We start from the raw sequence: 13,003 nt of genomic DNA, 5'->3' as shown, positions 1-13,003 counted from the left end.
GGCTTTGTAAATGGATCTGTGCCGGTTTCATGTTGTTTAGTGTTGTTGCTGTATCGCCGCTCGAGACAAACGCATTTTCAGATCAGGTGATACAGCACGGCGCCACCGGTGATGATGTAGTGGAACTGCAGGCAAGACTGCAGTACGCAGGCTTTTATAATGGCAAAATAGACGGTGTTTTCGGCTGGGGTACTTATTGGGCACTGCGAAACTTCCAATATGAATTTGGAATGGAGATTGATGGCGTTGCAGGGCAGCAGGCAAAAAGTAAATTAACTGCTAATACGAAATTTGATAAAGCCTTTGTTATGCGACAAATTCAAGAAGGCAATACCTTTACTTATTACGGTGGCAAACCACAGGAACAGCAAGTGAAAAAACGCGGCAATGGCGGAAGCGGTGGAGGCGGTGCAAATGAAAAAGCGCCGAGCACTTCGGCAGTTAATGTACCGAATGGCTACTCTCAAAACGATATTAAGTTAATAGCCAACGCTGTTAACGGAGAAGCGCGCGGTGAACCTTATGTAGGCAAAGTGGCGGTAGCTGCAGTTATATTAAACCGCGTAGAAGACCCTTCATTCCCGAATACGATATCTGGGGTTATTTTTGAGCCGAGAGCTTTCACAGCAGTGGCTGATGGACAAATATGGCTGACACCGGATGAATCGGCGAAACAAGCAGTATTAGATGCAATAAATGGCTGGGATCCTTCTGGAGGAGCAATTTATTACTTTAATCCAAATACAGCCACCTCACCATGGATTTGGTCCAGACAGCAAATTAAAACAATTGGTGAGCATATTTTCTGTATCTAGAAAGGAGAGCGAACAATGTATAAATGGGTGTTAATCGGTGTACTCGCTCTGGCGCTGACAGGAACAGCGATCTGGGGCATGAATGAACGCAAGGAAAAAAACGATATTCAGATGCAGGCGGAAAATAATTATCAGCGATCATTTCATGAGCTGACCTATCGGATAGATACATTGCATGACAAAATTGGCGGTACGTTGGCGATGAACTCGAGAGATTCACTATCACCGCAGCTGGCAGAAATATGGCGACTGTCCTCAGAAGCGCACACAGATGTAGGACAGCTGCCACTTGCATTGCTGCCATTTGAGAAGACAGAAAAGTTTCTGACGAATATCGGTGATTTCACGTACAAGACAGCTGTTCGCGATCTTGAAAAAGAGCCGCTCTCCGAGGAGGAAATGCAGCGTCTGGAAAAGCTGCATAATCAGGCTGGTCAGATTAAGGACGAACTGCGTAATGTGCAAAATACAGTGCTGGGGAATAATCTGCATTGGTCTGATGTGGAGCTTGCGCTGTCAGATGACGAGTATGATCATTCAGATAATACGATTATCAGCAGCTTTCAATCAGTAGAGGACACAACAGGAGGATTTTCTGAAGAGAAAAATTTCAACAACGGCGCTTTGCCTTCCTCGAATGAGGAGCATAAATTCGAAGGCATAACTGGTGAGCGTATCAATCAGAAACAAGCGAAAAAAATAGCTGCAAATGCCTTTAATCTCAACACAATTAGCGGAATCGAAGGCGGTAAATCAGGCAAGGGCTCGGATGTTCCGCTTTATAGCCTTTCTTACCAAAAAGGTGGAGAAAGCGGCTATGCCGACGTTAGTCAAAAAGGCGGCCACCTTCTGACACTTATGATGCAGCGTGAGCGTGAAGAACCTAAACTGGGGCTTCATGATGCGCAGCAAAAGGCAGAAGCGTTTCTGAAAAAACAAAAGCTTTCCAACATGGAAATGGTCCAGAGCAGTCAATATGATTCTGTCGGCATCTTCTTCTTCGTCCCAGTACAGGATGACGTACGAATTTATGCAGATATCGTGCAAGTCAAAGTAGCTTTGGATAATGGCGACATTTTAGGACTTAATGCCCGAGACTATTTCATGAATCATCATGAACGGCAGCTGGAAAAACCTAAGCTCACAAAAACAGAAGCTGCAGAGAAACTCAACAAAAATGTTACAGTCCAAGAAACACATCTTGCATTAATCGAGAATGATACACATGAAGAAACGCTTGTTTACGAAATTATGGGAACGAGAAATAACGACACATACAGAATTTATGTAAATGCCAATACAGGAAAAGAAGAAGAAATTGAGAAACAAACGACAACTGAGGCAAGATTTCTGCAAACGACGTGAGGGGAATGGCAATCAGCCTTCCCCTTTTTAATTTTTTTTGCAATAATAGGAAGAAAGAACGATATAGGGGGAAGGGGCAAGGCGCTTGCTGAAGATAGGTAGCACTTTAGTATTAGAAAAAATGAATGAAACAGATAGAGAAGAATGGATTCGGTATCGGGCGAAGGTCATTGAATTAAAGGATGGTGTGATTTATATTGACTATCCGATTAATGAGCAGACAAAGCGGACAGACATTTTTCCGGTTGGAACATTCTTTAAAGCAATGTATGTAACAGAAGGAGAAAGTGTCTTTACTTTTAGAACAGACTTAATCGGCAGAGCAATACTGACAGTACCATCTTTAAAATTGCGTATGCCAAAGCAGGAAGACGTCACAAAAATCCAGAGACGGCAGTATGTCCGCATTCAGACGAGCGCGGATGTTGCGATGTATGATGCACAAACAGATGTCCCGCCAATCTCTTCTGTAACGGTTGATATAAGCGGCGGCGGTCTTTCGCTGCTGCTGCCTGAAAAGCATGCATTTACAGAAGGAATGCAGGTAAAACTTTATATAGCGTATTATCTGCAAAAAAGCGGTCCTGGTTTTCTTGAGGCAACAGGGAGTATTGTACGTATCGTCAAAAATGAGAGAAGCGGGAAGAATACTGCGAGTATTGAATTCCTTGAAATTCATGAGCGAGACAGACAAGCAATCATTCGATTTTGCTTTGAACGGCAGCGGGAACAGCGCAAAAAAGGATTGCGGATCAGGTAGACTTCAAATAGACCAAGACGGCAACCTATGATATGCTTTATGAGGTTTAATTTATGATTATGTAGAGAAAAAGGATTGAATGAAATGAATTCGAAAACGATCGCTATTGCAATTGATGGACCTGCTGCTGCAGGCAAAAGTACAGTATCCAAGCTGGTTGCTAAAAAGCTGCAATTTGTTTATGTAGATACTGGAGCTATGTATCGTGCACTTACGCTTACCGCATTGGAAGCTGGTGCTGACCTGGAATCAGAGAATGCCCTGCTAAGTTTGCTTCAAAGCATTGATATTGTGTTAATGCAGCATGAAGATGGACAGAAAGTATTCGTTAATGACAAAGATGTAACAGAAGCTATTCGCACCAATGAAGTGACAAACCATGTATCTATCGCGGCAAAGCACGCGTTAGTCCGAGAAGAAATGGTTAAACGTCAGAAAAAGCTGGCTGCAAACAATGGCATCGTGATGGATGGCCGGGATATCGGCACACGTGTCCTTCCAGACGCAGAAGTCAAAATCTTTATGGTTGCTTCCGTTGATGAACGGGCAGAGCGCCGTTATAAAGAAAACATTTCTAAAGGATATGAAGCTGATTTAGAACAGCTGAAAGAGGATATTCGTCTGCGGGATAAGCTTGATTCTGAAAGAGAAGCATCACCGCTTGTCAAGGCAGAAGATGCTGTGGAGATTGATACGACGGCCTTATCAATCGACGGTGTAGTGGATAAGATTCTTGCTGTCGTACATGAAGCAATCGGGCGATAAGGAGAGAATATTATGTCATTATACACCTTTGGCAAAATGGTAGTCAGCACGGTCCTTTATCCCGTATTTCGCATCAAAGTATATGGGAAGGAACATGTTCCGAAAGAAGGTCCAGTGCTCGTCTGTTCCAACCATATTTCAAATTTTGATCCGCCTGTCCTTGGCATCACTTGTCCGCGTGACATTGCATTCATGGGGAAAAGCGAATTGTTTAAGTTCAAGCCGCTTGGATGGCTTATGAAAAATTTAAATGTGTTCCCAGTCAAGCGCGGAATGCAGGACCGGTCAGCTTTGCGAGTCGGATTGGATTTACTCGCAGAAGGCAAGACGATGGGCCTGTTTCCAGAGGGAACACGAAGTAAGGACGGAAAGCTTGGCGAGCCGCTCCCTGGTATTGGTTTTTTTGCCATGCGTTCAGAAGCAAAAGTTGTTCCATGTGCGATTATCGGCTCTTATAAAGGGGTAAAGCCATTAAAGGTCATCTATGGTCCGCCGATTGACATGGAGGAGCTGCGCGAAAGAAAAGCGCCGGCCAAGGAAGTGTCACAAGTAATCATGGATGAGATTCAACTTCTAATAAATGAGCATGTCGGATAGAGACCCTATCGCTTGACAAATATCCTCAAATGTTAGAAGTTAGAAAAAAGGACATTTCTATGTTTTTTTACTTAAGTTTTTTCTCGTAAACTGAAGGAGGTCTCTTTGATGGATGAAATGAATGAGCAAGCTACGGATTTCAAAGAATTGTCTGTAGGCGATACTGTAACCGGTAAAGTGGTAAAAGTAGAAGATAAACAAGCTTTGGTAGACATTGGCTACAAAGTGGAAGGTATCCTGCCGATCAGCGAATTATCCAGTCTTCATGTAGAGCATGCTGCTGATGCAGTGAGCGAAGGTGAAGAGTTGACACTAAAAGTGAAAAAAGTAGACGATGAGGAAGTCGTTCTTTCCAAGCGAGCAGTAACTGCTGAACTTGCTTGGGACGATTTGGAAGCGAAATTCGAGTCCGGCGAGGTCTTTGAAGCAGAAGTGAAAGAAGTCGTAAAAGGCGGTCTTGTTGTAGACGTCGGTCTGCGCGGATTCATCCCTGCTTCCCTTGTGGAAACATACTTTGTCGAAGAGTTCGACGAATACAAAGGAAAACCGCTTACGCTGAAAGTAGTAGAGCTGGATCGCGAACAGAACCGTGTGATCCTTTCTCACCGTGCAGTTGTGGAAGAAGAAGAATCTTCCAAGAAACAGGATGTACTAGATAGCCTGGAAGCAGGTCAAGTGATTGACGGTACGGTACAGCGTTTAACTGATTTTGGTGTATTCGTCGGTATTGGCGGAGGCATCGATGGTTTAGTACACATCTCCCAGCTTTCTCATGAGCATGTCGAAAAAGCATCTGATGTAGTAACAGAAGGTCAGGAGATTAAAGTAAAAGTACTTGGCGTGGATAAAGAAAACGAGCGAATCAGCTTATCCTTGAAAGAGACACTTGCTGGTCCGTGGGAAAATATCGGAGAACGTGCAAAAGCAGGTGACGTTCTGGATGGCGAAGTGAAGCGTCTTGTCAGCTTTGGTGCATTCGTTGAAGTGTTCCCTGGCATCGAAGGGCTTGTCCACATTTCCCAAATTGCGAACCGTCATATTGGTACGCCGCAGGAAGTGCTTGAGCCAGGTCAGCAAGTACAAGTAAAAGTGCTTGATGTAAACGAAGCTGAGAAACGCATGAGCTTGAGCATCAAGGAATTGGAACAAGATGAAAACAACGCTGTCATCAAGGAATACGAGAAGGAAGAAGAGCATTCTGGCTTCCAGCTTGGCGATATCCTCGGTGATAAATTAAATAAGTACAAGCAATAAGTGAAAAACACGACAGCCTAGGCTGTCGTGTTTTTTTGTGTGTTAGCGTATAGTTTTTCTTTTTACTAGTCATAATGCAGATAGAAGGAGGCGTGAAGATGGACGGCTTTTATTTTTATTGGGCATGCTGGATCAGTTGGGTTCTCGTGACCTTTTTTATGCAGCACTCACTCGCGCGGACTTTATTTGCTCTAGCCATTCTGCTTACGATTTGTGTTTCTGGGTTTTCTGTAGACCTTGCTGGTCATCGTATATTTGCAACTGTATTTTTGCTGGCTGTTATTGGCTATTTATTTATTTTTTCCAGCAAGCGTGTCGGACGCGGTACGTTCGGCAGTATTTGTATTGGAATCGGCTATGCTGGTTTACTTCTATGGGAACTGACAAACCCAGTAGCGCTGCTTTTACCGCGAACGTTGTTATTTGCGCTGCTCCTGTTTGCACTCGCTTTCTATCTGACCAGAGATATGTATTTGCAAATCGGAATTATCTGTGTCGGCTTCGCAGTCGGAGAAGTCGTCTATTTGTTTTTATTGGATGTGTATGGTCTGTACCAAGAAGCAGGGAATTTCAAAGCTATGGATGTCCTAGGCGTGACAATGCTGCTTCTAATTGGCGCCCAGCTTCTCTATAAATTAAGACATTATTTGCGAAAAAAGTCGAAATGGACAGCTGGCAGCAGCAGTTGATGTCGAAAAAGATTGTTTCCACATGTTGCTTTTGCTAGAATAAAACAGTTAGGTTGCATGTGGAGAACCAGCATATAAAGGAAAGTAGGAAAGGATGTTCCTTTCATGAGGAAATCAGTAGTTGCCATCGTAGGCAGACCAAACGTAGGAAAATCAACGATATTCAACCGTCTTGCAGGGGAAAGGATCTCAATTGTAGAAGATACCCCAGGTGTGACACGTGACAGAATCTACACAGAAGCGGAATGGCTGAACCAGCCGTTTAACATAATCGACACAGGCGGTATCGAGATTGGTGATGCGCCGTTCTTAGTAGAAATCAGAGAACAGGCAGAGCTTGCTATTCAGGAAGCGGATGTCATTGTGTTCATGGTAAATGGACGCGAAGGAATTACAGGAGCAGATGAAGAAGTAGCAAAAATTCTCTTCCGTTCCAACAAACCAGTTGTACTGGCAGTTAATAAAGTGGACAACCCAGAAATGCGCGACCAGATTTATGAGTTTTACAGCTTAGGGTTCGGGGAACCATTTCCAATATCCGGAACGCACGGCTTAGGGCTTGGTGATTTGCTGGATGCTGTCGTTGGACACTTCCCAGAACGCGCTGAAATGGTGGAAGATGAAGAAACAATTCATTTCAGCTTGATTGGCCGTCCGAACGTTGGTAAGTCATCGCTTGTGAATGCGCTGCTTAATCAAGATCGTGTAATCGTTAGTGACGTGGCGGGAACGACCCGTGATGCAGTTGACTCCACCTTTACACGTGAAGACCAAGACTTTGTGATTATCGATACAGCCGGTATGCGTAAACGAGGAAAAGTATATGAAACGACCGAGAAATACAGCATATTGCGAGCTTTGAAGGCAATTGAGCGGTCGGACGTCGTCCTTGTGCTAATCAATGCAGAAGAAGGCATTATTGAGCAAGACAAAAAAATCGCAGGATATGCACACGATGCAGGTAAAGCGATTGTTATCGTTGTGAATAAATGGGATACAGTCGAGTCAGATGAAAAGAAAATGAAGGAATTCACAGACGAGATCAGAGCGCACTTCCTTTATCTCGACTATGCTCCAATTGTTTTCTTGTCTGCCAAAACGAAAAAGCGTATTCATACACTCTTGCCTGCTATTCTGACAGCGAGTGAGAATCACGCGAAACGCATTCAGACAAACGTTCTGAATGATGTCATTATGGATGCTTTGGCAATGAATCCGGCACCGACATACAAAGGCCAGCGCTTGAAAGTGCTTTATGCGACGCAAGTAGCCGTCAAGCCGCCAGCTTTTGCTGTATTCGTAAACGATCCGGAACTAATGCACTTCTCTTATGTCCGTTTCTTAGAAAATCGAATCAGAGAAGCATTCGGTTTCACAGGAACGCCAATCAAGATTTTCCCAAGAAGGAGATCTTAATCGAAAGAGGAGGATATTTATGCCGAAACAGATAGCAGTACTCGGAGCTGGCAGCTGGGGAACTGCCCTTGCCATGGTCTTAGCAGATAATGGTCATAACGTGAGGCTCTGGTCGCATAATTCTAATCAAGTTGCTAGCATGAACGTATCACATCAGAATGAGAAATACCTTCCGGGCATAGTACTGCCTGGAGGTATTACTGTTTATGAATCGATGGAGGATGCTGTACGCGATACAGCGGCAGTTATCTTCGTCGTTCCTGCAAAAGCAATACGGGAAGTGACAGCAAAACTTGCTGCTCATCTACCAGCTGATGCTGTTATTGCTCACGCAACGAAGGGAATCGAACCCAAGACAAGCAAGCGGGTATCTGAAATGATAGAAGAGGAATTACAGGGAGTGGATCACCGTCCTGTTGTCGTTCTGTCTGGTCCAAGCCATGCTGAGGAAGTTGCCAAACGGCAGCCCACGACGCTTAGTGCATCTTCTGTTGATATGGAAGAAGCTCAGAAGATACAAGAACTCTTCATGAACGAGAATTTCAGGGTATATACGATTACCGACATGGTAGGAGTAGAATTTGGTGGTTCTCTTAAAAATATCATCGCATTAGGCGCAGGTATTTCGGATGGTCTTGGATACGGAGATAATGCAAAGGCAGCATTGATCACACGCGGACTAGCAGAAATTGCACGTCTGGGTACGAAACTCGGAGCCAATCCGCTTACATTTATCGGATTATCCGGAATGGGAGATTTGATTGTAACGTGCACGAGTGTGCACAGCCGCAACTGGCGCACCGGAAATATGCTTGGTAAGGGAATGACCCTGGAGGAAGCATTGGACCAAATGGGAATGGCTGTCGAAGGTGTGCGAACGACAGAAGCGGTTGCCGAGCTTGCCCAGCAGGCTGGTGTGGATATGCCGATTACGCAAGGTATTAACCAAGTCCTTTTCCATGGTGCGAAGGCAAAGGATATTGTTGATCAATTGATGACAAGACTGCCGAAGCATGAAATGAACGATCTTCAAGATGTATTGAATACCCGCTAACCTTTTTTCACTTCTTGCATATACTGTTTCGTAGTTAAACTGCAAGGAGGAATTAATGTGGCGGACTTTCAGAAAAACTTGATCGATCAGATCCAAAAGAAATCTAATGTCAAGGCTGATGATATCTATAAGGTGGCAAACTCTGTTAAAAGTGCGAATTTCCAAGATGAAGCAACTGTTCGCGGTCTGGTAAAGCAGCTGGCAGCGATGGCAGGCAAACCGCTGACACAAGAAAAAGAAGATAAAATCGTCAAAGCGATTGTCGGAAATAACATGCCAGCGGATATGAACACGCTAAGTAAGTTTTTCAAAAACTAAGAAGCGTGAAATGGGCAGAACAACTTACCATCCCTCGCCCTTTACGCATAAAATAACTCGCACCAGCATATTTTTCTAGGTTGCCTTAGGTATATTTAGTCTCTTTTGAGAAGAAGCTTTCTGCTTCTTCTTTTTTTTATGGGTATGATTCTCAATCTCCGCGCATAGATTATCGGCAGAGGGCAATATGCTGTTCGTCCTTTCCTGCAAAAATTAGCCCTTGATGCCCGCAGGCAAGGAATCCATTATTTCTAGCATATTTGGATAGGACAACATCATAAACTGCTAGTGTATGTAGCTAAGACTGTCCATGCATCGAATTAGATCGGGAGGGGATCTTTTGGAAAGAGTAGATATTTTTAAAGATATCTCGAAACGGACAAACGGCGATATCTACCTTGGGGTGGTAGGGGCTGTCCGAACGGGAAAATCGACATTTATTAAGAAATTCATGGAATTAGTTGTCCTGCCTAATATGGAGGATGAAGCGGAGAGAGCTCGTGCCCAGGATGAACTGCCTCAAAGCGCAGCCGGCCGGACAATTATGACAACAGAGCCTAAATTCGTTCCGAATAACGCTGTGTCGCTGCAAGTGGATGAAGGATTGGAAGTAAGCGTACGTGTTGTAGACTGTGTCGGATATACAGTCGAAGGTGCAAAAGGATTCGAAGATGAAAACGGACCGCGAATGATTAATACGCCATGGTATGAAGAACCGATTCCATTCCATGATGCTGCAGAAATTGGCACTCGTAAGGTGATTCAAGAACATAGTACAATTGGTGTTGTTGTGACAACAGATGGCTCAATCGGTGAGATTCCGCGTAAAGATTACGTGGAGCCGGAAGAACGCGTTGTATCGGAGTTAAAGGAAGTCGGCAAGCCATTTATCATGGTAATCAATTCTGTTACGCCTCATAACCAAAATACAGAGCTGCTTCGCCAGGAATTGATTGAGAAATATGATATCCCTGTACTGGCGATGAGTGTCGAGAGCATGACAGAGCATGACGTATACAGCGTACTGCGGGAGTCATTGTATGAGTTTCCAGTGCTTGAAGTGAACGTAAACTTGCCAAGCTGGGTGATGGTACTCAAGGAAGATCATTGGCTTCGCTCGAACTACCAGGCAGCCATTCAGGAAACAGTAAAAGATATAAAACGTCTTCGTGATGTTGACCGCGTTGTAAGTTATTTTGATGAATACGATTATATCGCAAGAGCAAATCTTGCCGGGATGGAGCTGGGCGAAGGTGTTGCTGAGATTGACTTACATGCTCCGGATGCGCTATATGATCAAGTGCTCAAAGAAATTGTCGGCGAAGAGATTCGCGGGAAGGATCATCTGCTGCAGCTGATGCAGGATTTCTCCCATGCCAAACGGGAATATGATCAAGTGTCTGATGCGCTTCATATGGTAAAACAAACTGGCTATGGGATTGCAGCGCCGAGTTTGCAGGATATGGCGCTGGATGAACCGGAAATCATCCGCCAAGGCTCACGCTTCGGTGTTCGTCTGAAAGCTGTCGCACCGAGTATCCATATGATTAAAGTCGATGTTCATTCCGAGTTTGCGCCAATTATCGGTACAGAGAAACAGAGCGAGGAGCTCGTTCGATACTTGATGCAAGACTTTGAGGAAGATCCGCTGTCCATCTGGGATTCAGATATTTTCGGCCGCTCCCTCAACTCTATCGTACGAGAAGGGATTCAAGGAAAAATCTCGCTGATGCCGGAAAATGCCAGATATAAACTTAAAGAGACGTTGGAGCGAATTATCAACGAAGGGTCAGGCGGTCTTATTGCGATCATTCTATGAGCGGCAATGAGCCGCTTTATTTTTTTGTGAAAAAAGCCCGTGAAACGATAAATTTAAGGAATTCTGGCGTTTATTGTTGAAATATGATGCTAAGTCGTATATGATAAGCGTTGATATCGCAAAGTGAGCGGTATAGATAGGTATAAAACCTGTCGTCTTAGTGAACAAATGATAGCACATGCTATTGCTTATTGTTCAAGGTAATGCCAGGGAGGTGTAATGATGAATAAAACAGATCTAATCAATACTGTTGCTGAGAAAAGCGATCTTTCCAAAAAGGATGCTACGAATGCTGTTGATGCAGTTTTCGATTCAATTATGGATTCTTTGAAACAAGGTGACAAAGTGCAATTGATCGGTTTCGGTAACTTTGAAGTACGCGAGCGTGCTGCACGTAAAGGCCGTAACCCGCAGACTGGGAAAGAAATCGAAATCCCAGCTAGCAAAGTGCCAGCGTTCAAAGCCGGAAAAGCCCTTAAGGATGTCTTGAAGTAATTACATATGGGCTAAAATGAGGGATACCTGATTCTATCAGGTGTCCCTCATTTTTCTATGGCAAGATGGCAGACAAGACGAATCATACCTTGCTATGCTATAATACTTCTTATACAGTTTGAAATACGAAAAAGGGCGCAGGTGATTGTTTTGTCCTATGCATCCATGGAAGAATTACATACACTACGAAAAAAAATAGAGAATCGCATGCAGCAGGCTTATCTTGACGAGAATTTGGATATACCATACGTAGATGACTACAAGCTGCTGCTGCTGCAGACACTATTTGGTCAAGCTAACCTGCCCGATAAGCAGCAGACAGACTATATCGTCACGATTATGCTGATCCAGATTGCGCTGGATACACATGACCTCGTAATCCGGAAGACGAAGGCTGATGAGACAGCAGATGAAAGAGTAGACAGACAGCTGACCGTGCTGGCAGGCACTTATTACAGTGCGCTCTACTATAAAATATTAGCTGAACTTGAAGATATTGATATGGTCGCTCTATTAGCAACTGCGATTAAAGAAATTAATGAGCAGAAGATGGTACTTTATTATGATACCGCTTCTGCTGCTGAGTTTTTCCATATTCTTCGCCGAATGGAAAGCACATTATTTTATGCTGCCGCATCACCATTCATAAAAACAAAGGAATTGGAACCGCTCGTTGATTACTTTATTATCAGCAGGCTGAACCAAGAAGCATTTATGAATGAGCCGACGCCGATCACCATAAGACTAGGCATAATCTTAGAACAAAATCAGAGCACCCTGACCGTCACCGAAGCAATCAATCAAGAGCTGGAGGAAGCGAGCGCGAGACTGACGCGGAACCTCCGCACAATGCCGCAAGTTTATGCAGCTGCAGCTCGCAAACTTTTGCTTCAGGGAAAACGGCAGGAGGAGTTATATCTGGAAGAAGGGTAATTATGGCACAAGAGACGAAAGAACAGCGTGTACACCACGTTTTCGAGAAAATATACGACCGCTATGATTTTATGAATTCTGTCATTTCCTTCAGGCGCCACCGAGCTTGGAGACGAAGTGTCATGAAGAAGATGAATGTACAGCCCGGAGATGCAGCGCTTGATGTATGCTGCGGCACCGGAGACTGGTCATTTGCGCTTGCAAAAGCTGTTGGACCGACAGGACGTGTAACTGGACTTGATTTCAGTAAGAACATGCTGTCGGTAGCAGAGAAAAAGATAGAAGATAAGCCGCATGAACAATTAACGTTTACTTGGGGAAATGCAATGGAACTTCCCTTTGAGGATAATACGTTTGACTTTGTGACAATTGGTTTTGGCCTGCGGAATGTCCCTGACTATTTGCAAGTGCTGAAAGAAATGTATCGTGTTGTAAAGCCTGGCGGTAAAGTGGTATGTCTTGAAACATCGCAGCCTACTGCAATAGGCTTCAAACAAGTGTACTATTTTTATTTCAAGCGAATCATGCCAGTCTTAGGAAAACTTTTGGCTAAAAGTTATGATGAATACAGCTGGCTGCAAGAATCTGCGAAAGACTTTCCTGGGAAGAAAGAACTTCGGAGTTTATTCCAGCAAGCTGGGCTGACCAATGTAAAGATTAAGACATATACAGGCGGCGTAGCCGCTATGCATATGGGGGAGAAGCCAGCAATGAAAGGCTAAG

Annotated in this window: 14 protein-coding genes; all 14 read left to right on the top strand. The window is 44.1% G+C overall.

The annotated features are described in order from the left end of the window. The first annotated feature begins 29 nt into the window (after positions 1-29). The 14 genes from sleB (at position 30) to menG (ending at position 13,002) form a co-directional block, all read left to right on the top strand. Positions 30-815, top strand: coding sequence for a spore cortex-lytic enzyme (gene sleB / locus CRO17_RS08365; RefSeq protein ID WP_097041967.1), 786 nt, complete (start codon positions 30-32; stop codon positions 813-815). Between the two features lie 15 nt (positions 816-830). Beyond that, a complete protein-coding gene (gene ypeB, locus CRO17_RS08360) occupies positions 831-2,180 on the top strand; it encodes a germination protein YpeB (protein ID WP_097041175.1) in 1,350 nt (449 codons plus the stop codon). 85 nt (positions 2,181-2,265) lie between these two features. Continuing rightward, a complete protein-coding gene (locus tag CRO17_RS08355; RefSeq protein WP_097041173.1) occupies positions 2,266-2,940 on the top strand; it encodes a flagellar brake protein in 675 nt (224 codons plus the stop codon). An 84-nt stretch (positions 2,941-3,024) separates the two neighbouring features. Continuing rightward, entirely contained in the window at positions 3,025-3,705 is a 681-nt protein-coding gene (gene cmk / locus CRO17_RS08350) for a (d)CMP kinase (protein ID WP_097041171.1), read from the top strand. A 12-nt stretch (positions 3,706-3,717) separates the two neighbouring features. Beyond that, positions 3,718-4,302 carry a lysophospholipid acyltransferase family protein gene (locus tag CRO17_RS08345; protein ID WP_097041169.1) on the top strand — a complete coding sequence of 195 codons (585 nt, stop codon included), beginning with the start codon at positions 3,718-3,720 and terminating at the stop codon, positions 4,300-4,302. Positions 4,303-4,410: 108 nt separating this feature from the next. Further along, positions 4,411-5,556, top strand: coding sequence for a 30S ribosomal protein S1 (gene rpsA / locus CRO17_RS08340; protein ID WP_097041167.1), 1,146 nt, complete (start codon positions 4,411-4,413; stop codon positions 5,554-5,556). 98 nt (positions 5,557-5,654) lie between these two features. After that, on the top strand, positions 5,655-6,245 hold the full coding sequence (locus tag CRO17_RS08335) for a YphA family membrane protein (RefSeq protein WP_097041165.1): 591 nt from the start codon (positions 5,655-5,657) through the stop codon (positions 6,243-6,245). A 105-nt stretch (positions 6,246-6,350) separates the two neighbouring features. Continuing rightward, positions 6,351-7,661: a ribosome biogenesis GTPase Der gene (gene der / locus CRO17_RS08330; protein ID WP_097041163.1), complete on the top strand. Its 1,311-nt coding sequence runs from the start codon at positions 6,351-6,353 to the stop codon at positions 7,659-7,661. A gap of 19 nt (positions 7,662-7,680) precedes the next feature. Then, a complete protein-coding gene (locus CRO17_RS08325; RefSeq protein WP_097041161.1) occupies positions 7,681-8,715 on the top strand; it encodes an NAD(P)H-dependent glycerol-3-phosphate dehydrogenase in 1,035 nt (344 codons plus the stop codon). A 57-nt stretch (positions 8,716-8,772) separates the two neighbouring features. Continuing rightward, complete coding sequence (locus tag CRO17_RS08320) at positions 8,773-9,033, top strand: stage VI sporulation protein F (RefSeq protein ID WP_097041159.1); 261 nt, start codon at positions 8,773-8,775, stop codon at positions 9,031-9,033. A 340-nt stretch (positions 9,034-9,373) separates the two neighbouring features. Further along, positions 9,374-10,852, top strand: coding sequence for a stage IV sporulation protein A (spoIVA, locus tag CRO17_RS08315; protein ID WP_097041158.1), 1,479 nt, complete (start codon positions 9,374-9,376; stop codon positions 10,850-10,852). Positions 10,853-11,074: 222 nt separating this feature from the next. Further along, complete coding sequence (locus tag CRO17_RS08310) at positions 11,075-11,347, top strand: HU family DNA-binding protein (RefSeq protein WP_077308964.1); 273 nt, start codon at positions 11,075-11,077, stop codon at positions 11,345-11,347. Positions 11,348-11,497: 150 nt separating this feature from the next. After that, positions 11,498-12,280, top strand: a complete 783-nt coding sequence (locus tag CRO17_RS08305; protein ID WP_179636925.1) for a heptaprenyl diphosphate synthase component 1 — start codon at positions 11,498-11,500, stop codon at positions 12,278-12,280. A gap of 2 nt (positions 12,281-12,282) precedes the next feature. Next, the gene (gene menG / locus CRO17_RS08300; protein WP_097041154.1) at positions 12,283-13,002 is read left to right on the top strand and encodes a demethylmenaquinone methyltransferase; all 720 of its coding nucleotides are present in this window, start codon (positions 12,283-12,285) and stop codon (positions 13,000-13,002) included. Position 13,003 lies beyond the last annotated feature (1 nt).

Origin of the sequence: Terribacillus aidingensis, assembly GCF_900215625.1 — a bacterium.
Classification (GTDB): domain Bacteria; phylum Bacillota; class Bacilli; order Bacillales; family Amphibacillaceae; genus Terribacillus; species Terribacillus aidingensis.
The sequence above is the reverse complement of the archived record's forward strand: the minus strand, read 5'-3'. Positions and strand labels throughout refer to the sequence as shown.